Source organism: Proteiniphilum acetatigenes DSM 18083, assembly GCF_000380985.1.
GTDB lineage: Bacteria > Bacteroidota > Bacteroidia > Bacteroidales > Dysgonomonadaceae > Proteiniphilum > Proteiniphilum acetatigenes.
This window is the reverse complement of the sequence record NZ_KB905697.1, coordinates 359,198-381,056: the sequence shown is the minus strand read 5'-3', so window position 1 is coordinate 381,056 and position 21,859 is coordinate 359,198. Positions and strand designations below refer to the sequence as shown.

The 21,859-nt window shown below is 40.5% G+C and carries 21 protein-coding genes; 1 reads left to right on the top strand and 20 read right to left on the bottom strand.

Annotated elements, in window-relative coordinates:
- Nucleotides 1-2: 2 nt before the first annotated feature.
- The 13 genes from F597_RS20705 to F597_RS0111740 all read right to left on the bottom strand — a co-directional run bounded on the left by F597_RS20705 (nucleotide 3) and on the right by F597_RS0111740 (nucleotide 12,510).
- Entirely contained in the window at nucleotides 3-377 is a 375-nt protein-coding gene (locus tag F597_RS20705) for an NVEALA domain-containing protein (protein WP_019539954.1), read from the bottom strand.
- A gap of 38 nt (nucleotides 378-415) precedes the next feature.
- Entirely contained in the window at nucleotides 416-763 is a 348-nt protein-coding gene (locus F597_RS0111795) for a S26 family signal peptidase (RefSeq protein ID WP_019539953.1), read from the bottom strand.
- Nucleotides 756-2,198 (bottom strand): O-antigen ligase family protein, encoded by a 1,443-nt coding sequence (locus tag F597_RS0111790; RefSeq protein WP_245542031.1) that lies wholly within the window; start codon nucleotides 2,196-2,198, stop codon nucleotides 756-758. Before F597_RS0111790 ends, F597_RS0111795 begins: the two co-directional genes overlap by 8 nt.
- Before the next feature lie 317 nt (nucleotides 2,199-2,515).
- Entirely contained in the window at nucleotides 2,516-3,619 is a 1,104-nt protein-coding gene (locus F597_RS0111785; RefSeq protein ID WP_019539951.1) for a 6-bladed beta-propeller, read from the bottom strand.
- Nucleotides 3,620-3,705: 86 nt separating this feature from the next.
- Entirely contained in the window at nucleotides 3,706-3,948 is a 243-nt protein-coding gene (locus F597_RS20700) for an NVEALA domain-containing protein (protein WP_019539950.1), read from the bottom strand.
- Between the two features lie 208 nt (nucleotides 3,949-4,156).
- On the bottom strand, nucleotides 4,157-6,193 hold the full coding sequence (locus F597_RS20695) for a hypothetical protein (RefSeq protein WP_092122627.1): 2,037 nt from the start codon (nucleotides 6,191-6,193) through the stop codon (nucleotides 4,157-4,159).
- A 44-nt stretch (nucleotides 6,194-6,237) separates the two neighbouring features.
- A complete protein-coding gene (locus F597_RS0111770) occupies nucleotides 6,238-7,299 on the bottom strand; it encodes a BF3164 family lipoprotein (protein ID WP_019539948.1) in 1,062 nt (353 codons plus the stop codon).
- A gap of 113 nt (nucleotides 7,300-7,412) precedes the next feature.
- Nucleotides 7,413-8,426 (bottom strand): BF3164 family lipoprotein, encoded by a 1,014-nt coding sequence (locus F597_RS0111765; protein WP_019539947.1) that lies wholly within the window; start codon nucleotides 8,424-8,426, stop codon nucleotides 7,413-7,415.
- Nucleotides 8,427-8,793: 367 nt separating this feature from the next.
- A complete protein-coding gene (locus F597_RS0111760; RefSeq protein WP_019539946.1) occupies nucleotides 8,794-9,909 on the bottom strand; it encodes a 6-bladed beta-propeller in 1,116 nt (371 codons plus the stop codon).
- 142 nt (nucleotides 9,910-10,051) lie between these two features.
- Complete coding sequence (locus tag F597_RS20690) at nucleotides 10,052-10,282, bottom strand: NVEALA domain-containing protein (protein WP_044060275.1); 231 nt, start codon at nucleotides 10,280-10,282, stop codon at nucleotides 10,052-10,054.
- Nucleotides 10,283-10,340: 58 nt separating this feature from the next.
- Nucleotides 10,341-11,216 carry a DUF1573 domain-containing protein gene (locus F597_RS0111750; protein WP_019539944.1) on the bottom strand — a complete coding sequence of 292 codons (876 nt, stop codon included), beginning with the start codon at nucleotides 11,214-11,216 and terminating at the stop codon, nucleotides 10,341-10,343.
- A 4-nt stretch (nucleotides 11,217-11,220) separates the two neighbouring features.
- Nucleotides 11,221-12,273: a BF3164 family lipoprotein gene (locus F597_RS0111745; RefSeq protein WP_026327387.1), complete on the bottom strand. Its 1,053-nt coding sequence runs from the start codon at nucleotides 12,271-12,273 to the stop codon at nucleotides 11,221-11,223.
- A 24-nt stretch (nucleotides 12,274-12,297) separates the two neighbouring features.
- Entirely contained in the window at nucleotides 12,298-12,510 is a 213-nt protein-coding gene (locus F597_RS0111740; protein WP_157279101.1) for an NVEALA domain-containing protein, read from the bottom strand.
- 229 nt (nucleotides 12,511-12,739) lie between these two features.
- Between F597_RS0111740 and F597_RS0111735 the strand changes: the two genes are divergently transcribed.
- Entirely contained in the window at nucleotides 12,740-13,774 is a 1,035-nt protein-coding gene (locus F597_RS0111735) for a winged helix-turn-helix domain-containing protein (RefSeq protein ID WP_019539941.1), read from the top strand.
- A gap of 295 nt (nucleotides 13,775-14,069) precedes the next feature.
- Here F597_RS0111735 and F597_RS0111730 read toward each other — a convergent pair whose 3' ends face one another.
- The 7 genes from F597_RS0111730 to F597_RS0111700 form a co-directional block, all read right to left on the bottom strand.
- The gene (locus F597_RS0111730; protein WP_019539940.1) at nucleotides 14,070-14,786 is read right to left on the bottom strand and encodes a head GIN domain-containing protein; all 717 of its coding nucleotides are present in this window, start codon (nucleotides 14,784-14,786) and stop codon (nucleotides 14,070-14,072) included.
- 68 nt (nucleotides 14,787-14,854) lie between these two features.
- Nucleotides 14,855-16,165, bottom strand: a complete 1,311-nt coding sequence (locus F597_RS0111725) for a TolC family protein (RefSeq protein ID WP_019539939.1) — start codon at nucleotides 16,163-16,165, stop codon at nucleotides 14,855-14,857.
- A gap of 5 nt (nucleotides 16,166-16,170) precedes the next feature.
- Nucleotides 16,171-17,277 (bottom strand): efflux RND transporter periplasmic adaptor subunit, encoded by a 1,107-nt coding sequence (locus F597_RS0111720; RefSeq protein ID WP_019539938.1) that lies wholly within the window; start codon nucleotides 17,275-17,277, stop codon nucleotides 16,171-16,173.
- A gap of 131 nt (nucleotides 17,278-17,408) precedes the next feature.
- Nucleotides 17,409-18,656, bottom strand: coding sequence for an ABC transporter permease (locus F597_RS0111715; protein WP_019539937.1), 1,248 nt, complete (start codon nucleotides 18,654-18,656; stop codon nucleotides 17,409-17,411).
- Nucleotides 18,657-18,743: 87 nt separating this feature from the next.
- Nucleotides 18,744-20,006: an ABC transporter permease gene (locus tag F597_RS0111710; protein ID WP_019539936.1), complete on the bottom strand. Its 1,263-nt coding sequence runs from the start codon at nucleotides 20,004-20,006 to the stop codon at nucleotides 18,744-18,746.
- Nucleotides 20,003-20,725, bottom strand: coding sequence for an ABC transporter ATP-binding protein (locus F597_RS0111705; protein ID WP_019539935.1), 723 nt, complete (start codon nucleotides 20,723-20,725; stop codon nucleotides 20,003-20,005). Before F597_RS0111705 ends, F597_RS0111710 begins: the two co-directional genes overlap by 4 nt.
- Before the next feature lie 417 nt (nucleotides 20,726-21,142).
- Nucleotides 21,143-21,799, bottom strand: coding sequence for a polysaccharide deacetylase family protein (locus F597_RS0111700; RefSeq protein ID WP_019539934.1), 657 nt, complete (start codon nucleotides 21,797-21,799; stop codon nucleotides 21,143-21,145).
- Nucleotides 21,800-21,859 lie beyond the last annotated feature (60 nt).

Below are 21,859 nucleotides of genomic sequence, written 5' to 3'. Positions count from 1 at the left end.
ATCTAATAATTACCAGCAAATACAAGTGTCATATTGATAACCAGAAAAATAACAATCATTCCCCCTATGATAGGAGTATAATAAAATTTCCAGCACCATCCAGTATAAAGACATGTTCTGCTGCATGTTATACCTCCTTCTTCACTTTGAGCTAATGCTTCGGTACTGCCTAATGCCAAATCCGAGAGATTGGCATCACTTTTCAGATTCTCACTCACTCCATAACCTGTGGTTAGCAGAAGTGCAAGGGCAAACAGCCCGGATAAAATCTTCTTTTTCATAGAACAGAAATTTAAATTAATATGATTACTCATAACTCCTTCTTCAGAAGTTTTTGCTTTTTTGTTTTCGATGAGTTCATTTTGTTCATGTTCCAAAGGTGGCAAAGTTCATAAATAAAACCAATTTTTTAAACTCATTTATAACTCACTTTTTGTAAATGCCTGTGATATAGGTGTCTGATCCTTTTATCGAGCGCTATTGTTATTACATTACAAAGAAACGAAGGCATACGTTTGATTTTCACCTGTTCCCCTTCCACTGCGTCGGACAGATTAAACAACCGGGCGCCGTAAGCCAAGTTATTTATCATCACATAGTCGCCCGGTAGAATGGCAAGTTCCATGGAGTCGGTGGGTATTTTGTAGGACCCGAAAACAAAGATGCGGAGAGCGATAAAGCCGAACAGAACGATAGAGGTATAATAAAGCAAGTTCAGCAGGATGCGGCCTGTTTTGTGTATAATTGTTTTTACTCTATTCATGAGCCACTCCTTTCTCTTGTAATATCTTTTTTACTTCAGTGCGCATTTCCCTTATAGCCGTGGAATGGATTTTCGGTTCTTTTTCAAGAACGGCAACCGCAGCCCGATACATCTTTTCGGGTTGATAATTGGCAGAGTCGGCATATAGTTTTGTCAGTAAATAGTAGGGGTAGATACGTTCAGGTAACAACAAGGTAGAATTTATATAACATTTTTCAGCTTTATCGTATTCCCCCATTTCGTGATAATTACGCCCTTTCACGTTATAGAACATCGGGTCGGAACTTCTTTCAAGGCCCCGGATAAAGACACTGTCGGCTTTTTCCCGTTGTCCGGTTGCGTTTAGCACAATTCCGTACTCAAAAACGAATTTCGGCTCGTAATTCAGCACAGGGTAAAGTGCTGCGTAATCGTCCGTCACGCTGTCGTATGCTTTCACGGTGTAAAGAGGTTGGAGTTTCTTCCATTCTTTTTTTGCCTGAAAAAATACTTTTTGCCGTGAAGCGCATATAACAGAAACGAAACATAAAACTCCCAGTAACAGGACGGAGAGGACTATTTTTTTCGATCTGTAATGATATGTCCGGGCTTTTTTACTGCCTGATCCGGCTGTGCAGATGCTCCCTAACAATACCCAAACAACCGGAAACTGCCACAACTGAAAGGGATAGGACGCAAAAGCGAATACCGATAAAGTTACGAAACTGCCGGTTGCTCCAATCTGTTTATTCTGAATCCCCGATTTAATAATCAGAAATGAAAGTAAAAGAAACAGGATGAATCCGAATAACCCTTGTTCCAGGAATATCTGCAGATATTCATTAAAGGCATATTCCGGACTTCCCGCCACTAATTTCTCGGTTTCGTTTGCTCTTCCACTTTTAAAATATTCTATTTGTGCTTTTGCATAAGCGGCAGGAAATCCGCCCAACCCGGTTCCTTTCATGGGGGAATCCTGTATAGCCAATGTGGTGATCTTCCACATAAACAGGCGTCCATCCGCTGAATCTTTTTTGAGATGATAAATGCCGTAAGCAGCTACAAACAGAAACAGACTTAGAATGGTTGCACCAAGGATACACTGTCTTCTACGGCGTTTCCAAAACAGGCGTAACTTTACAATAATGCGTTTGTCTGACAGCAATACGACCGCACATCCTACTATTGCCGCGACCCATGCCGTACGGCTCAATGTAGCGGGAAACACCATAAGGCAAACAGCTCCGGCGAAAAGGAAAAGATAACCTATCAATTTGTTTTTATATCTGTAAAATAGCCAATAGTGCAGGGCTAATGGGAATATCAATGCAATAAATCCGCCGTACGGCCCGGAATTGAAGAATGATCCGGTGGTTTTGAACAGGGCATGTTTTGTCGGGAAATAATTATATAACTGCCCCAATCCCCATACGGCTTCACTCAGTCCCCAAACCAACAGCCCAATTAATACAATCGCTTTAGATTTTGGAAAAAACAGGTAGGTGATTTTTAAGATAAACCAAGAGAGCACTATTTGAATAAAAAACAGGAAAAACTCAGGAGAAAGATTCTTCCCGTATTGGTAAGTTGCAAATACTATTCCTGCGAATAACAGGATTGTTATATCACTTGCTATAAATCTGTTTATTTTATTGGGGGGATGCATATATCTATTAGAAAATATTCTAATTGATTAATTTCTAGATGCTTGTGCTTAATTGATATACTTTCGATAATTTGTTTAAAAGATTGGATAAAATCGGTTAGTTGACATTATATTTGAAAAAATTCATTGATTTTGATTTTTATAATTTCCGGATTGCTATTATGATTTATTGTTTCATCGCTATTTGCAATGTCATATCCCAAAAAATATATCATATCATCAGTAGTCAATATTTGAGGATATAATAAATATGATTCTTCAATAAAATCTTTTATATGTATAATAGTTTCCTCTTCATTTGTTTTATTAATTATCCAATAAAATAAGTCAGGCTCTAGTTTTTTAGGAGTATATTTCATTACTAATAGAAAAATATATTTTTTATTTTCCATATATGAGCGGGCAATACAGTATTCAATATTATCTAATTTTTCCACCAGCATCATTTGATTGTCTAGCAAATTATCAGCTACCTTAAATTTACCAAAATCTATATTGTATGAGTTGACTAATTCATTTTCATTAATTGTATAAAGATCAGAGTTGAACGATTCTCTAAAAGTTAGGTACTCACTTTTATTAAAATTATTCTCTATTAAAGGAAGACCTTTTTTTTCGGCAAGGAGATAGTCATTCCTTTTAATGAAATTTGTGTCTGTCTTGATAAGTTTATAATCAGAGAAAGAAATATTATTTCCCAAATAAAACCAATAACTATCGTTATCAGAACTAAATGCGAATGCCGGATAGGGGATATCGTACTTCTTTATAAAATTTCCTTCAGGATTATATTTTAATATGGCTTTGTTGTCGAGAACTTCTATTTGATTTTTATCAATGTTATATCTAACATCTCTCATTTCTATAAATTCATCAGGTCCATTTCCCCTTTTGCCTATGAAGTTAATAAAATTCCCATTATTAGCGAATCTGAAGATTTGATATGTTCTATTAGAAAAGATGATAAAATTTTCATTTTCAAGGATTAAGTTGGAATAAGCCGGAATGAGTGTTGAATCTGAAAAGTATAGTTCAATATATTCTTTTTTTAAGAATTTACTTTCATTTATTCCAAGTTCCCGAGCATCCGTAATATTGAAAACAATTTTATTTTCTGAATTTTGCCCTTTTTCCTGAGATCTGTTGCATGACAATGGAAGAATAAGATAAATGAGAAAAAATAACACGTATATTATATTTGATGCTTTCATTTTTTATATATTAAGATATAATTAAATCAATAAAATTGGGAACTATCGTATAATAACAATAAGATAGTTCCCACTCACACATAGTATTAACAATCATCTGTACAAGCATAAGTCCCTGTGCTTGAACATGCATTCTCTAATCTCCACATAGTACAATAAGCTTGACTTTGATAAGGACGATTTCCAGACTCACTTTGTGCTAATGCCTCTACATTTCTTAGTGCTAAATCCGAAAGATTTGCTTCACTTCTCTGATTTTCAATCACTCCGTAGCCTGTGGCTGCCAGAAGTGCAAGGGCGAACAGTCCCGATAGAATTTTTTTTCTCATGTTTGAATTTTTTAAATTAGTAATATGATTAGTTATTGCTCCCTTTCAGTGAAGGAGTTTCTGTCGTGTCTTTTTTCGGTTTTATTTATTGTTCTTCTACCATTTTACTATATTGTGGAGATAAAGATGCCGAAACATGTCATTAGAACCAATTTTTTTAACTCACTTATAACTCACTTTTCATAATTCATTTATTATCAGAGTTACTCTAATGCCATAATACTTCATTATTCCGGTAGATAAAAGGCCTGGCTCCGGGAGAGTTATTAATATCTTGATGTTTTAACAGGAACAGGGCGTCTTTCGGTACGTTTTTAAATACAACATGCTTGTCCGATCCGTTTTGTTTTCCCAGGGATTTCCATCCTTCATTCCAGTAAAACAACTCAAAATTCACTTCTTTTTTTAATCCGGCTTCGTAATACGGCGCGAAACGAACGGATGTGACCGTGTATTCGTCCCCCAAGTCTATATCAATATGGTTCCTGCCCAGTTCCCGCCTGTATCCCGTGGCAATGTACTCGTCGAATATATAATCGGTTATTTCACCGTTTTCCGTAGAGTCCAACGGATGGACCAGTGTTACGGTTTCTATCTTTTTTTCTTCTCCCGCCGGATCATTATAATAAAAGGCAAGGTTACTGAATGCTACTTTCCGGTAGGGAAGCGATACCCGTATGTATCGTACCGGCCTGTCATACCGGGAATCGATCTTTTTGTTATAAATCTCAATGGAGTCAGGAAATATGCCGATTGTATCGCCTCCTGAAAACATCGGTGATAAACTGCCGTAAACAGATGTTTGTTCTATGCTGGTGTTGTTCCATTTATTTCCATAATGTAACGGGGCGCCGGCGTAATGCTTGATGTACAGATCTTCCGTATCAGTCGTATCGTTGCGGAACGTTTCGATCACACCTTCCGCATTCAGTAAAAATGGTTCTCCGGCATATATCAATGAACCGTGTTTATAGTAACAGGGAAGATACACAACATCTTTCCCAATCCCATGGAAAACGGCTTTGCCCTTTTCTATTTTTCCCCATTGGACAGGTTGCCACTGATGATAGTTCAGCACGCATAAATAAGTATAATGCGTGTCATGCGGGATATCCTTTAATTGGAGTGCCACATGAACGGTATCGAAGTATTCATGGGAAACATCTTTTTTCTTGAAGTTTTTAAACAGGTCGGGAATATCTTCCGGTTGTACCCTTCTATCCGTTATGGGACCTTCCAGATAATTCTTAAATGAATGCCTGTACACTTTGGCCAACCGGAATCGGCCCCAGTCGTAATCGAACGTTTTATTGTTGTATATGCGTTTGTATTTCCATCGGTCATTATCCCAGAAAGCTTCAAAAGCGTGGGATTTACCGTCTTTTATCAATACGTTCCATGTATGGTTGTTATTCCGGTTTCCCCAGGCCGGTACAAAATCAACAGCGACACCCATCCCCAAAGAGGAAAACAGCAATGAATTATACCAGCAGCGATGTTCACATAAACCATGACGGAGATATTCGAAAGTTGACGCCGTAAGGATCGGTATCCGGATACCCCAGAATTGGGAATGTGTCAGGTGACTGTATTCATACAGCAACGAATCCGATTCGTCAATCATATCCTTTCCGGGTTGGGTAAAATAATTACCGTGATGCCGTTCATAAAAGGTTTTTCGTGCATCGTCGATCACCAAACCGTTCATCCGCCGGTAGGGAAGAATATATTCACAAAATTCGTCAAAAGAGCAGTCATGCGTGTATACATTCTCCTTCCATGCATTAAATGCTAAATCAATTTCGGATATAAGTTGTTCCGCCGATATGTTTTCCAGGTCGGACTGAAAAGGCAAACCAAGCAATTTGAAATGTCTATTGGAGAAGTTATTCCAAAGGCTATCAATTTTTTGACCTCTTCCGGTATTCATTTCATACCCATACTCCTTTGCCAATGAGACATAATCGTTATAAAATGGAGTGCATATACCGATGATTTCTTCGTTCTGTGCAAAAGAACCGGGCATATTCATTATAAGAAACTTGGCCGCTTGTAATTTCAAAGTGTCATTTTCATAATGTTTGAGTACTTTCTCTAATTCAGTCCGGTTATTTCCCGCGAGTGTCAAAGACTGATTGTATATCTTTTCGTCGTTTTTCGACTGACACGATACAAAGAGCAGTATTGATAACAGTAGAAATATTGTGCCGTTTGAGAGGGATAGATACCTTTTGTTTTCAATCATTGTGATTCACTCTTGTCTGAAAATGATTTTTTAGTAACTGTTAATTACATTGTATTACCTTTTACCTTTAAATTATCTAATTGATACTCTACAAAAACGCCTTCGGGATTATATCCTATTCCGTAAATTGTGTTTTTTTCATTGTCAAATTTCATTGAAAAGAGCGGGGTATCTAAAATATAATGTTTGACAGGATTACCATCCCAGTCATATACCAGTAAATTTTCACAATGATGACTCTCCATTCCATGTTCCGTAAATGTTCTTCCGGAGTATAAAGCATACACGTAGTCATCATCACAGTCCAAATCGCAAAATCCAATTGGACCATCTTTAGACCAGGCAATGCCGCCTCTCTCCAGTAAAATAAATTTTGGGCCGTAATATTTTATCTGCTTATACTCTTCTAAAATCGATCCGTTGATATAATTGAAAAAAGATATTACCCCAAGGTCTTGCGTCGCGGCGACCACTTTCTTATTATCCGGTTTATTTACTATATGCGTACTGATATATAACATGGATAATTCCATCCCGGTTGTATTGCTGGTTTCTTCAAAACTCGGGAAGTCCACTTTTGATATTATCTCTCCATTCCCTTTCAAAGAGGCAAACCAGGCATCATCAAATAGTCCGGTAGCTATGATATGTGAGCCCTGGTAGTTTATTACAAATAGTCTTGTATCGAAATTAATATCTTCGACTTCTTTTAACGTTAATGTTGTATCGGATGATATATCGATCCGGCTTATTTTTTCTCTGTCAGTATCGCATATCAAAAATCTGCCGTCTTTAAGTTGAAGACTGCTTGGCGATATAATTTCACCGGGGCCATTACCTATCTTTATACCCTTGATTACTTTCTTTGAATCGAAATTAACAAGGTGGAACATCTTCTCATTCTTAAGATCCCAAACCATATATGAGTCATCCTTCCGAATTACTTGACCTGGCCTTAATATGTCAAATTCTTCCAAATCAATCACTCTGGAGTGAGTTAACCTCTGTTTTTGGCTTTTCTCGAAATGCTGGATCGGGTTATTGACTGTTTTATTACAGGAGAAAAGAAGTATCGCATTAAAAATGATGAGTATACGTGTTTTCATTTTACATAATTTCTTACCATATAGTAGGGCTGTTCGTAAAAAAACTCCACAGCTTTTGCATGGAATTGTTTGTAAACTGATAAAAATAATATTGGACTAAATTTTTTATTGAATTACTCAAGCATACTCTCGTTGAGAGCTAAATATCCGAACTGGATCATATCGTCAAAGGCAAATAACAACCTGTCATTTTGTATATCATAACAGAAATCGACTATTTTATATCCAATATCCAGGGTTTTTATATAATCACCATTAATATTGAAAACCAATAGTTTATCAGGAAGGGTATTTCCATGCATATCTCTTCCTGAATAGGAAGCTATTATTTTATCACCCCTGAAAACAACATTATTAAAATGGTAAATTTGGATAATTTTACCATCGTTCCAGTTACTTCCATATACATTGCATTTCAGATTTCCGTCCAGGTCCATAATTGTCATAAGGTCATGATTAGCGTAACATTCCACAAAAGTTTCATGTTCCATGGATACAGCTATGCCAATACGTTTTGTGCGTACTTTGGGATGGGTGTATCTCATTTTCACTACCTCCCCTGTTTGCATATTCCATTTTCCCGCAGCTTCGTTATGTCCCACATTCCCGGTGGGTTCTATAATTCTTGCATAACACAAGGTATCATTGATATATAGGTATTCACTGGGAAATTGGATGTTATTCAATTCTTTCTTTACTTCCGGCACATAATACGGGTTATAAAGAATACTGTCAATAGGATAGGTGAATATTTTTAATTTACCATGATCTGACATATAGAATTCTTTTTTATCTTTATTTACCGCGATATGTCCGGAAACGGTGATTTCTCCGGGACCCTGCCCTCTGGGTATGGCGCTGGTCAGGTATTGATAATTGTTTCTATTGAAGAAATGAATTAACATGTCGGTTGACTTTATATCAATTATAATTAGGTAGTCATCTGTGAGATACAGTCTGGAAGAAGAACCGATCAATACATCATCCTTTACGATTTCTACAATATTATCTTTTACATTTGTTGTATTATTTCGATTACTTTGATATTTCTCCGTATCGGTACTTTTAGAACAACTCAAAAAAATAGTGGCTAAATAGCAAAATATGAGAATATATATTTTGTTCATAATTTATTATGGTTATAATTGATAGTGTATGATAAAGGCTTGGAAGAATACGATCGCCTGTAAGGGAGGATATATTCACAAAATTCATCGAACGAACCATCCCAGGCATATTCATTGTAAGAAACCTGGCAGCTTGTAATTTCAAAGTATCATCTTCATAATGTTTGAGTACTTTTTCTAATTCTTACCCACTAAATGTAAGGCGTGGCTCAAAACTCTCTTGTTTTCTTTACTGCATGAAATAAAGAACACAAAAAGAGTGAAAAGAGAAACTATTACTCTAAAAGAGAGATATCTTTTTTGTAAATACATTGTACTATGCAAAGGAACATTGTTATAACCAATCTTAATAACCTGTATTTATTTTTTATATTAATCTGTAAAGAACCAGAACAAAATCCCCATTGTAGAGATGTTCCTTTACATCTTGTGGTAAATCATTTTCTTCTGCTCTTTCACTTCCGGGAATGATGAATTTTATTAATGTCTTATTATCAAAACCGGCTACATTCCCAATATCTCTGTCAATTGTAGAATTGGAAACAAACAATTCATTCTTTTTTCTATCAATGAAAAAAGATTTTGTCTCCCTGTTTTCCCAAAATGTTCCAATCAAATAGTCATCTTCAATAATTGTAATCCATTTTAATAGATTGTATGAATTAAATTGATTTAAATTTTTCTCAATCTCTTTTCTATGCTTTGGAGGAACATTCTTTCTCCCGAAATCAAATTCAATAACTTTTTCTAATATACCTTTTTTAGACAGTACGAGAATAGTGTTATTTATGGGTTTATTGTATAGTATATTTTTACTTGTATTTACGAATGAATAATGTGAAACCCAAAATGCATTATCAATATATTTATCATAGTAAGAAACGATATTCAATGTATTTAAATCTTTATCTGTAACAATTATACTTGCTCCCTCATTATTCCCTTTATTCCAGTCAGATAAGCCAAATATTATTTTATTATTTTCCACCACACTTATTATATCAGCTTCAAAAGGTAATGCCATTACTTTTTTTAGAGAGTAATCCGGGTTATAAATGAATAGCTTATCCAATCTTCCATCAATAGTGTAAATAGTACCCTCTTTATCAACGTCAAAATCAGCAATATCAATGTATTCATTAGGTCCATTTCCTTTTGCCCCTATTGCAGCTACTGAAAGACCATTTTTATTAAACACCAATAGTTTTTTTAGCCTGCCGTCAAGTATAAATATTTTGTCGTTGATAAGTCTGATTTTATTAATTTCTTTAAATAAAAAGTTATCATGAGTGGAACGTAGTTTTATGTACTCTTTATTTATTATGAATTCTTCAGGAATAAATTCATTGATATGATCGAAGCGTTTTATTCCGTTTATATGCACGATCTCCTTATTGTCTCCAAATTGAGAGTCTCTCGTATGCTGGTTACAAGAGATGAGCAATAATAATAAGAGCAGAATATATGAGTTTTTTGTTCCCATTTGATTTTATTTTTATTGGATTATATGGAGTAGCATAGTTCTTCCTCCTCAATATTATGAAGGAGTGAAAAATGATGGATCAAAGATTAAAACGTTGTTAAGGGACTGATTAATCATTATTTCACTCCTTTGTTGCTTTTGGCTATTGACAACCAGATAAATCTTTACAATTTACTTGATTCCGAGATTCACAATCTCCATAAGTTTTAGGGCCACCACATGGAGTTCCGGTTTCGCCTTGAGCAAGAGCTTCCACATTCATTAACGCCAGATCCGAAAGATCCGTGTCACTTTTTACATTTTGACTCACTCCGTAGCCAGTGGTTACCAGGAGTGCGAGGGCAAATATGCCCGATAATAATTTTTTCTTCATACTTTGAAAATTAAAATTAGTAAATAAATTGATAGATAACAACCTCTTTGCAGGGAGTTTAATTTGTATTTCCTTTCAGCCTTATGATTAAGGGCGAATTATCCATGTTTCCATAAATGGAAACTGTTCTGTTAAAATAACCCGGATCTTCGGCATTATAGGTTATTTCTATTTCTAATGACGACCCGGGCACAGTGGGTTCTTTTTTGTAACTTACACTTGTACAACCGCAGGATGCCTTGGTTTCATATACAACAAGAGGAACTTCTCCTATATTTCGGATCAATGCGGTTACTGTTGTAGGATTGCCTCGTTTCAGTGTTCCGAGGTTGAATTCCGTTTGATCTATTTCAGTGATTGTGTTTCTTGATGGGGTTGTTGGGATATGGGCTTCCGGAGCGATCCGCGATAAATACATTTCCCTGATACGGATATTATGGATGGGATTCCCGATATAGACAACTTTATTGTCTTTGTTCAGCAGGAAGCATTGAAAATCATCACGGGACGGAAACCGGTTGATGGAATTCAGTCTGTCGTTCTCATCCAGGCAAACCGGAATCGTGACGCCATCCCGTTTAAGCAGGTAGGTTAATTCACGTTTATCTTTTGGGTGGAAAAAGAATAATACAGGCACGCTTCCGGACGTCAGGGAATCCACTTCTGCAATAAACTCGTTCCATTTATGGAGCTGTAATTTACAACCGGTGCATCCCACGGAATCTACATACAGCAGGATTTTATAGTCCGATTCCGGCATTTTATACTGTATAGTATCTTGTCCATACCGTGTAAAAACCACGTCCTCCGGAAAGATGATCTCTTTGTCCTGCCATTCTGTGACAATTTTTGTGATCTTTTCTTTTCCATTCTCTTTGCAGGAAAACAGGAGGATGCACGATCCAATCAATAGTGTAAAGAAAGGCAATCTCATTTCATCAATGCTTTAATTTATATTTGACAACAGGTTGATTTGAATTGACATCTACGGCATATATTTCCCTCGTTCTTTCGTTGACATCTATACCGTAAATAAAATGATCCAGCGTGTATTTGTAAAGTGGGTCTCCTTCCAGCGAGAAAACGTAGATATACTGCCCGCCGTCGGTCACTGGTTGTCGCTGTTGAGCGATCTCTTTAAAACTCCTTCCGTGAAAAACGGTATAGATATACTTGTCAGTTACTTGTACATCACTGAATCCCATGATCCCAGAGGGAATAGCCATACCGCCCGACTCATTATATTCCGGTTCCCCGTGGGGCCCTATTTTTACGATATGGGTGCTGTCCTTCAAATTATAGATTTCCAATACTTCTCCCAATTGAGTCACCATGGCGAGCGTGTGATTTCCCGGATTATAATCGATAAAACTCCTCCAGGCCTGAGCCAATGCTATGTTGCCCTTTTTATGTTTCCGGGAAGGTATTTTTCCGTGGCTGGACCTTATATTCCCGTTCCTGTCAATAATATGGAACCGGTATTTACCCGAATAATCCGGAATAACAAAACAAGAATCGTTATATAAGGCAAAATCCAGCGCACGGATGATCTCTTTGTCCAATGGTGTCTCTTTTTCGTTTGTCGACTGGGCAATATTTCCGACCGACATCTTGGTAAGTAGATGTTTATTGGCGTCCAGCCCCCACATGCCGTTATCCGTAAGCCTGAAATTTTCCGCCGATAGGATTTCTTCAGGGGCCTGCCCACGTTTCCCGAAAGAAAAGAGGGGCTCAAATCGTGGATAGGTAAATGCATGATAGAAAAAGTCGGGATGATGCAGATCCATAATAATAGCCAGGCTGTCTTTATGTTCAATTCTGAAAGGATAGCGAAGCATTACCGAATCTGTTTTTAGCGTTTTTCCTGAAAGGGAAATGTCGGTTGTAAACGAATCGTAATAGACTCGTTCATTTATATTATTACATCCTCCGTTGATACAGAGTAGATAATAGGCAAGCATCAAATATCGATAGATAATCTTTTTTTTCATCTTACTCGGGCGATACTATATATGCTATAGGATGATGCTATAGGGTGTTGCTATATATGCTACTTTACTACCGGAAGGACAATCGAGAGAACCGGTCCCTAAACATGTATGGCCCTCTCCGCTTTCAGGCGATGCCAGCGCTTCGATATTTAAAAGAGTCAGATCGGTTTCCACGAGATTGTTTTTTGTTTTTAACCAAATAAAACATAATAATGCCACTGACATCAGGCAGCTCATGATAATTTTTTTTGTGTTCATAGACTTAATTTTTTAAGTGATTCAGATATTATTTGATGAAGATAGAATTTAAGGCATTCTTGCGCAAAAATCTTAACTCACTTATAACTCACTTTTTGTAAATTGCTTGTTTTTAATAATTTATGAGATTGTCGGTTTAATGAAAAATTAAAATTCATTTTGCGTATTCTCTCGATTATTTTATATTTGTAGTCAAAACAATCTGGAGATGATTTACAGTAAAACTACATATAAGAGGATAATAGTATTTCTCTGGATTATCGCGGGTTTGGTATTTATCGTGCTATCGGCCCTCGGGATTGTGGAATACAGGATATCTAAGGCAAAGATGGAGCGGGAGTTTCCGTTACTGTTGGAGCAAGCCATTAAGGATGAGGTTGATTTGAAAATGAACGATGTGTTTATGGACATATATATGATAAATGACCCTTATTCAAAAAAAGAAAAAGTAAGAAAGCACACAATTACCATGGAAGATACCACTTTTGCGAAAGAGGCACAGACTGAAGAAGATTTCAATAAATATTTATTGAGAAATTATCAATCGTATCTTTTACATGTAAACCGGCTGCAACCGGATACGCTACAGCAACTGTTCGATACGAAACTGGATGAAAATGGTATCAAGGCGCGCTCTTTCATACTGGTGTATCATGAGCATAATACCGAATTGAGCGAAGACACTATGGGATACCGCATCAACTATCGGACACCGATTATAAAGGGTGGAGTATTCGGTGAGATAACTTACCAGGGGCTGCTCAACTATTCACCGCTCGCCGTATTCCGGTTGATGCCTAAAGAAGCGATCATCTCACTGCTTATTTTGGAGGTGTTGGTGCTTGGTGTAGTTTATTATTTGTACGTCGAGAAAAGAAAGATCAGGCCGGATAAGATCGTTAGAAAGGGAAGGTATTATTATATCGGGGAGACAATGCTGGATACCCGTAAAAATGAATTGATCGGACAAAAGAAGATCACAAAAATTCCTAATCAACCGGCAAATATACTTTTGATGTTTCTCGAAAGTGATGATCATTCACTTGATAAAAGTGAACTTAGAGAAGAGCTTTGGCCTAAGATTAATACAGCTAGTCAAAGACTGATGAGTGCGATCAATAAATTGAGAAGCTGTTTGAAAGAAGTGGACTGTAAATTTAATATTATCACAACAAAAGGGGATAATTCTTATATGCTGGAATATATAAAAGAGGGTATAGATACAGATGCCGTAGAACAATGACAATGATACCTCAAGACCCGGCGATATATAGATATACTATTTAGCCGTTATCTGGAATTTTTTAGCTAACTATTATTTTACTTTTAATATTTCAACATATTAATCGATATTTCATATTGCTACCTGGAAGGTGAAATTTATAGAAAACAAAGTGAAGAAAATTATGTCCAAGGCAAAAATAATGCCGTTCCAGAAAAGAATCTAAAATAAAAACGGAGACTTTCGCAAGCCTCCGTCCTCGAAATTTTTTGTAATTAAAAGTAGAAGTAGAGTATTTATTGAGTAGTCAAGGGAATTAATTCCCTGCTTTTATTTTTCCTAATCCTTCTTTATTGAGTTCTTTCTTAACCGGGTTGCCATAATAGGTGACGTTGCCGATGCCTTCTGAACGTACTTTGAGATATTCCGATGCGTGGCAGTTTACGTTGCCGACTCCCTGCGACGTGACCACGGCGCTTCGTGAGGTGAGCTTCGTAGTATTGACGTTTCCCACACCCTCGGATTTAATCTCCAATTTGTCGGTCTTACCACCTAATGTGGTGTTACCCACTCCCTGGGAAGAGATATAAATGGAACCGGCTTCGAGCCTGTCCGCCCTGAGATTGCCTACTCCCTCGGAATCAATAGTCAGTTCGGGAGTGGAGAAGGCGCCATCGATCTCAATATTCCCTACACCATCGAAATCGAGCCTGGTCAGGGTAGGAGTGGAGATGGAAATAAGCAACTTCTCAGAACGTCCTTTATTTCTTCTCAGATGACGGTCTTCCATTGTAAGGATCAGTTTGTCGTTATCCATCCGAACATCGAGGAGATTGAGCAGTTCTTCACTACCCTCTGCAGTCACACTGACAGTAGGGGATTGCTTGATATGAATGTTGGCTATTACCGATGATTCGATAGCCGTAAATTCACTTACTTCAAATTGATCCGCAGCCTGGCGCGATTGCGCTCCTACGGAAATGCAGGCTGTGAATAGCACTGCGATCAGAGTTAATGTTGCTGAGATTTTCATTTCTGTTGAATTATGAGTTATGAATTATAAGTTATGAGTTATGAAATCTTGAAATTCGGAATCCTGAATCAATCCCTCAACAATTCCAGTATTTTCAGACGGAATGCGTACTCGTATTTGGCCTGTGCCTCTTCTCCCAACACCTGAGTGAGGTTGTTCTTGGCAAGAAACAGTTCATAGGAGTTAGCACGGCCACTCTCGTATTTCTCTTCCGCAAAACGGTAGGCTTCCCGGCTGGCTTCGATCGATTTCCGGGCGGCATCCCAGCGGCTTTTAGCTCCTGTGGCATTGTAATAAGCCTGCTCGATCCGTTTGCGCAATTCGACTTTCGTTTTGTCCATTTCCAGTTGTGTGTTGGCGATGGCGAGTTCTGCACTGTGAACACTGTTCCTGATCTGAAACCTGTTGAAGATGGGAATGCGGAGGCTGAAACCGAGCGAATTACTCATGTTGTTGCGCAATTGCGAACTGAAAGAGGTGTTGTCCCTACCGCTCATCCTGTAGTAACCGGTTCCCATATTCACTCCGAACGAGAGGGAGGGATAATATTGTGCCTTTGCCATCAACAGTTCTTTTTCACTGCTTTCCAGCCGATAGCGCATGCCTCGTATCTCCGGACGATTCACCAGTGCACTTTCGTATACCGCTTCCGACTGCAAAAGGGTGGCTTCGTTGATCAGTGTTTCAGCGGGGGGCGCTGTAATATCGAAATTGTTGAATTCCTCCAGTTCCATAATTTGGGCGAGATCGAGCAATGCCAGTTTGAGGTTGCTCTCTGCCTGCACACGGTTCAGTTCTTCCTTGGCCAACTGTGCTTCTAATTCATAGAGTTCCCCCTGTGCCATCTTGCCGCTTTTCACTAATTCACTCCGTCGTTGCAGGTTGGCCTGGGTGGTCTCGATCTGGTTCTCCGCGATCTGCAGCAACTCCCGGTTGAGCAATGCCTGAAGGAAGGCGGTAGAAACACTCATTACCACATCGTCGCGCATCTTCTCCAGATCGGCTTCCGACGCCTGCATGTCGGCCTTCCGTGCGTTGATGTTGTGTTTCATCCGCAAACCATCGAAAAGGGTGATATCACCCCCGATACTGAAACTGGTCTGCGATGAGTTGGTGTTCTCGTAAACGTTGTCGAGGCCGATGGAGCGGCCGAATACGAAATTCTGCCCTGCCGAAGCGTTCAGGTTGGGCAGCAGATCTGCACGTGCCTGGCTGTAAGCGATCTCCCGCTGTTGCCTGCCGATTTCCTGCTGTTTGATGTTACGATTGTTCTCCAGCGCAATATCGATGCACTCCAACAGCGTATATTTCTGTTGTGCCGTTGCCGGCAATAGGGAAGCGCTGAAGAACAGGGCGATGATAATAGTTCTGATATGCATAGTCGTTACTTTTTCTTGTCCTCAATGATCTCTGTTCCACGGATCTTGTCATTCTCTTTCAGCCCTTCGGTCACTTCGATACGGATCCCGTCCGACAGGCCGATTTTCACATGCTTCCGTTCGAATTCCTGTGGTTTCTCGCTCTTCACCATATAGACGAAAGCCGAGTCGCCACTAAATTCCACTGAACTTTCAGGAATGGTTACCACATCTTTACGCTGATCTAAAATAATATCGGCGTTAGCGCTGTAGCCTGCCCGGATAAATAAATCCTGCGGCAATTGCAGGGCGGCTTTCATTTCGAAGAGGATGGCTCCACTCTCTTCTATCCCTTTAGGTGAGACATACTCTAACAAGGCGGGTATCTTCAGGTCCTGAATGGCGCCGATGGTGATCTCCATGGGCATTTCCACCGAGAGTTTACCTACTTCCGTCTCGTCGATCTTGCCGACGAAAAGCATGTCCCCCAGGTCGGCTACCGATGCCACGGTGGTACCATCGTTGAAGTTATTGGACTGGATCACCGAGTTCCCTGCCTTGACAGGAACATCGAGGATAGTACCGCTTACCGTGGAACGTACCAGCGTGTTGCTGGTCTGTGCCGAACTCTTGGTAATCCCGGTGCGCACCAGGCTCAGGTTGTCGTTGGCGGCGCGCAATTCTTCCTGATCGTTTTTGTACTGTAATTCCACCTTCTCGAACTCTTCCCTTGAGATCACTTCATTTTCAAAGAGTTTTTTATCCCGCTCATAATTGATCCGGCTTTGATTGGCAGCCAACCGGGCCCTTTCGACACGCGATTCGGCACTGCTTTCGTTCACCATATCGGGTACTACCTGTATCCTGGCGATGATATCTCCGGCCTTTACGGTTTCACCTGCCTCTTTGTAAACCTCGGCAATGATACCCGACATCTGCGGTTTGATTAGTATCTCATTGCGTGGTTCTACTTTTCCCGTAGCCACAGTCCGTTTTTCGATATCACCTTTAGTGGCCGCCTCTATTTTGTAAGTCACAATTTTCGGGCGCGATTTCTGCCAGAGAAACACAAAGGTGGATATTACCAAGAGCCCTAACAGGGTCAATCCTACAATTCGCAATACTTTCTTCATATTATTCTATATTTCATATTCAAAATTTAAAATTCAAGATTTCATTGTCAATTGTCAATTATCCATTGTCAATTGAGTAAAATCAGTAAATCATCACATCAAATCGACCTTTCCACCTTCCCACATTTTTATTACTCCTCACTGATCGCTTCTACAGGTTTAATCATTATAGCCCGTTGTGCAGGTATGTATCCCGCCATAGCACCAATCACAATAAGGATAAGGAAGGAACCGACAGCCATACCGAACGAGACCTGGGGATCTTTGAAGAACTGGTCGCTCTGGCTGAGTACGATCCCGACTCCCCGGAGCAGTCCCACTCCCAGCACAATACCGAGCAGCCCTGCCAATACCGTGAGCACTACGCTCTCACTGAGAATCTGTCCGATGATATTCCGGGGGGTGGCTCCCAAAGCTCGCCGGATGCCGATCTCTTTGGTGCGCTCGCGCACGGTGACCAGCATGATATTGCTCACGCCGATGGCACCCGCGAAGAGCGTGCCCAGTCCCACGATCCATATCAGGGCGGCTATGCCGATACCCAGGTAGTTGAACATCTTGAATTGCTCCTCAATATTCATGCTCCATACCGCATCCTTGTCGTCGGGTGATATCTGGTGTTGTTGTCTGAGTATCTCACCGATCTGGTCCTGCACTCTTTTTACCGGTACACCCTCTTTGGCGGTAACTGCCAGCAGGTGGATGATATTTCCCTGGTTGAAAGCCTGCTGCATGGTAGAGAAAGGGAGTACTACCGATTCGGCTGTCTCGCCGCCTATATTCACTCCCGATGAACTTCTGGCTACCCCCACCACCTGGAAATAGATACCGTTTACGCGGATCTGTTTTCCGGTAGGATCTTCACCCTTCTGGAAGAGCACTTCATAGATACGTTCTCCGATGACACATACTTTCCTCTTTTCGGCGATATCGATATCGTTGATATACCGTCCGTAGAGTATTTTGCTTTTTTCTATCAGGTCGTATTCCGGAAAACAGCCTTTTATCCGGTAGGAGCCGTTTTTGTCACCTCTTACCACATTCTTTTCATTGCCGCCGCTGAACAGCATGGGGGAGATGTGCTGCAATTCGTGCACCTTCTCTTTGATCACGGGAATATCGCTATTGGTCATATCCCATCGCCTTCCTTTCCGGAAGCCTTTGTAGGGAACCGTTGTCCGTTGTGATTCGAAGAAACAGGAATTGGTGGCAAATCCCTCGATCTGTGAAAAAATTCCTTTTTCGAGCGCGTTACCTGATCCCACCATCAGCACCAGCATCAGCATTCCCCAGAAAACGCTAAAGGCGGTCAGCACACTCCGTGATTTATTGTGCGTGATAGTGATCCATATTTCATGCCACCTGTCTAAATCAAACATATATACTGATTTGTTAATTTACTAATTTGTTGATTGGCCGATTTACTGAAATCATCACATCAGTAAATCATTACATCATTACATCGGTCATTCCTGTCTCATCGCTTCAATCGGTTTCACCTTTACCGCTTTGCGGGCGGGCAGGTAACCTGCGATCACCCCTGAGATGATCAGTATGATCGTCGCAAACAGGGCGTATCCCACTTCCACCGTAGGGTTGGTGAATATCGACATCTGCGGTTCGTCGGACACAGCTTGCGCATTGGCCGCCTGTTCCATAAAGAAGTTGATCGTTTCGGTCAGCCCGATGCCCATCATCAGCCCTATATAGCCGAAGATGGTGGTGATGATGATCGACTCCAGGATGATGGTTTTCAGGATGGAAGCCGGCGTGGCGCCGATGGCTTTGCGGATCCCTATCTCCCGCGTACGTTCCTTTACCGACACCAGCATAATGTTGCTTACGCTCACAATTCCTGCGATCAATGTGAGGACACCGATAAGAGCGACTATGAAGGTGATCACGCTGAAAATCTTCATTGTCTCCACATAGTCCGACTGTGCATTATATATCCAGAGTGCCTGCTGGTCTTCCGGGTTAAAGTTCAACCTTTGCCCCATCAACGTCCTGAGCGATTCATTGAAGCGGTCATTTTCTTCTTTTGTCACCAGTCCGTCCACGGTAAAGGTGATCTGGTAGAATTTCCGGTTGGGATTGAAAATGGCCTGCGCGGTGGTAAAAGGAATGTAGGTATTCGATCCTCCCCATTGTTCTTTTTTGGTGTTGACCCCTACCACCTTGAACATGATTTGCCCCACTTTTACCTGTTTGCCGAGCGGTGATTCGTCCTTGAAAAGGAGATCGGCGACTTTCTTATCGAGTACGATCACCTTGTTCGTCTCTTTCATATCGAGTTGATTGATGAAACGCCCATCTTCCGGAGCGATGATCAGGTTCTCGATATCAAAATAGTTGGGCATTACGCCCCTCACCTGGTAAGAACCGTATTCACTCCCGTAAGAAATGGTCTGTGAGGTATTGCTGCGGGCCGTGATGAGCCGGCTTTCCTCCAGCTCATTCCTGATCAGTTCCACTTCGCTCTCCGTGAAATGGAGGTTCCGCTCCGATTTCAGCCCCTTGTAGGGCATAGAGGTGGTGCCGGGCCACAGGCTGATGCGGTTGACCGCCCTGGAACTGAAATTCTGCATCACTCCGTTTCTGAGTCCGTTGCCCGCTCCCAGCAGGACGATCAGGATAAAGATACCCCACGATACCGAGAGCCCGGTGAGGGTTGTCCGCATCTTGTTTTTCTTCAGCGTTCCCAGTATTTCATGAAGCTGGTCGGTCATACCATTTGCCGTTTTTGGGGATGAGTGGCGATATGTACGCCGTTATCCTTACGTGTTTCATATTCGATCATACCGTCCTTCAGGTGGATGATGCGGTTGGTAGCATCTGCGACCGACGGTTCGTGGGTCACGATAATGGTGGTGATTCCTTCACGATTGAGATTAGTCAGCACTTCCATCACCTCCACGGTGGTCTTGCTGTCGAGGGCGCCGGTAGGTTCGTCAGCCAGAATAATTTTTGGATCTGAGATCAGCGCACGGGCAATGGCCACACGTTGCTTCTGTCCCCCGGAAAGTTCATTGGGCATGTGGTGCGCCCAGTCTTTCAGTCCCATCCTGTCGAGATGCTCCAATGCGATAATATTCCGTTTCTTGCGGCTTACTTTCTTGTAGTAGAGTGGGAGAGCCACATTCTCCAGAGCATTTTTAAAGTTGATGAGGTTGAACGACTGAAAAACAAAACCGATCATCTCATTGCGGTAAAGCGCAGCCTGCGTCTCACTGAGATTCTTTATCAGTGTACCGTTCAGGAAGTATTCGCCCGAATCGTAGGTGTCGAGAATACCCAGGATATTGAGCAAAGTCGATTTTCCCGAACCCGAAGCACCCATGATGGAGACATACTCTCCCGATCCTATTTCCAGATCGACTCCTTTCAGGACATGAAGCGATAACGCTTCTGTCCGATAGGATTTATGTAATTGACGGATTTTAATCATATGATGAAATTTCTTGTGACCTCTATTTTATTTGTCATTTTTGTTTAGACTATCGTTCAAACTGAATGGTTACAGAATAATGAACGTTTTCGTTAAACGAATACAGAGGCAAAACTTGTTTTGACTATGTTGAGCGTAGAAATAGTCTAATGCAATTGAACGGCACAAATGTATGCCAAAACATTGTACTATGCAATACATAATACTGTATTATTTTAAATTTTAACTTTGTTTATATTTTTGGAGTAAATTGCGCCATACGTAAGTATATGACTATGAGAAATAAATCTACAATGCCTGCTTCATCCCGAATGACGATCAACAAGGAGCAGTATAAGTATATAGGTAGAAATATGAACAGGGCCTGAAGCGACTTTTATTGTCCGGAGTTTTTACATGAATATGAAAAGTTTTCGATTAAAGGCTGGCAGTGTGGCTGACAGGCATGGGATTTACAGCCGGGATTAATTCGAAAGTATAACCTTCTTGCTGCAACCATTCGATGGCACGCGGAAGTGCGTATCTCAGGTTTTTCTCCGCTTTCAGGGAGTCGTGAAATACAATGATGGAACCGTCGCGCGTATACTTTTTCACGTTTTCCAGTACCTGTTCAGGATTCATAAAACGGCTGTAATCCCTTGTTACTACATCCCACATTATCACTTTATAACCTGCCTGTAGCAACGCTAAATTCTGAGATATACGCATATGCCCGTGGGGAGGACGGAAAAGGGATGAATCGATCAGTTCAGCTGCTTTGTTGGTATTCTTCAACAGAAAGGATGTCCTGTTCTTCCACCCCTGTATATGGTTAAAGGTGTGATTACCCGTCAGATGCCCTCTCCCAAGGAGCTGGCGGTACAGGTGGGGGTATTTACGTACGTTGTCTCCCACGCAAAAGAAAGTGGCTTTTATATTGTAATGATCCAACAGATCCAGTACCCAGGGGGTCACCTCGGGTATAGGACCGTCGTCGAAAGTGATGTAGACCGTTTTTTGGCCGGGGATACTGATCCGCCAGCGGGCTTCCGGAAAAAGAAGCCTGTATAAGTATGGTGGTTGCTCAATTAGCATGAAATGTGAATGTATGTTGAAAAGAGATACGGCTGTGAGTCGACTCACAACCGTATGTTA

Excerpts from the sequence above, each read along its gene's own strand:
- F597_RS0111795 (WP_019539953.1), bottom strand. The coding sequence starts at position 763 with ATGAATAGAGTAAAAACAATTATACACAAAACAGGCCGCATCCTGCTG.
- F597_RS0111785 (WP_019539951.1), bottom strand. The coding sequence starts at position 3,619 with ATGAAAGCATCAAATATAATATACGTGTTATTTTTTCTCATTTATCTT.
- F597_RS20700 (WP_019539950.1), bottom strand. The coding sequence starts at position 3,948 with ATGAGAAAAAAAATTCTATCGGGACTGTTCGCCCTTGCACTTCTGGCA.
- F597_RS20695 (WP_092122627.1), bottom strand. The coding sequence starts at position 6,193 with ATGATTGAAAACAAAAGGTATCTATCCCTCTCAAACGGCACAATATTT.
- F597_RS0111770 (WP_019539948.1), bottom strand. The coding sequence starts at position 7,299 with ATGAAAACACGTATACTCATCATTTTTAATGCGATACTTCTTTTCTCC.
- F597_RS0111765 (WP_019539947.1), bottom strand. The coding sequence starts at position 8,426 with ATGAACAAAATATATATTCTCATATTTTGCTATTTAGCCACTATTTTT.
- F597_RS0111760 (WP_019539946.1), bottom strand. The coding sequence starts at position 9,909 with ATGGGAACAAAAAACTCATATATTCTGCTCTTATTATTATTGCTCATC.
- F597_RS20690 (WP_044060275.1), bottom strand. The coding sequence starts at position 10,282 with ATGAAGAAAAAATTATTATCGGGCATATTTGCCCTCGCACTCCTGGTA.
- F597_RS0111750 (WP_019539944.1), bottom strand. The coding sequence starts at position 11,216 with ATGAGATTGCCTTTCTTTACACTATTGATTGGATCGTGCATCCTCCTG.
- F597_RS0111745 (WP_026327387.1), bottom strand. The coding sequence starts at position 12,273 with ATGAAAAAAAAGATTATCTATCGATATTTGATGCTTGCCTATTATCTA.
- F597_RS0111740 (WP_157279101.1), bottom strand. The coding sequence starts at position 12,510 with ATGAGCTGCCTGATGTCAGTGGCATTATTATGTTTTATTTGGTTAAAA.
- F597_RS0111735 (WP_019539941.1), top strand. The coding sequence starts at position 12,740 with ATGATTTACAGTAAAACTACATATAAGAGGATAATAGTATTTCTCTGG.
- F597_RS0111730 (WP_019539940.1), bottom strand. The coding sequence starts at position 14,786 with ATGAAAATCTCAGCAACATTAACTCTGATCGCAGTGCTATTCACAGCC.
- F597_RS0111725 (WP_019539939.1), bottom strand. The coding sequence starts at position 16,165 with ATGCATATCAGAACTATTATCATCGCCCTGTTCTTCAGCGCTTCCCTA.
- F597_RS0111720 (WP_019539938.1), bottom strand. The coding sequence starts at position 17,277 with ATGAAGAAAGTATTGCGAATTGTAGGATTGACCCTGTTAGGGCTCTTG.
- F597_RS0111715 (WP_019539937.1), bottom strand. The coding sequence starts at position 18,656 with ATGTTTGATTTAGACAGGTGGCATGAAATATGGATCACTATCACGCAC.
- F597_RS0111710 (WP_019539936.1), bottom strand. The coding sequence starts at position 20,006 with ATGACCGACCAGCTTCATGAAATACTGGGAACGCTGAAGAAAAACAAG.
- F597_RS0111705 (WP_019539935.1), bottom strand. The coding sequence starts at position 20,725 with ATGATTAAAATCCGTCAATTACATAAATCCTATCGGACAGAAGCGTTA.
- F597_RS0111700 (WP_019539934.1), bottom strand. The coding sequence starts at position 21,799 with ATGCTAATTGAGCAACCACCATACTTATACAGGCTTCTTTTTCCGGAA.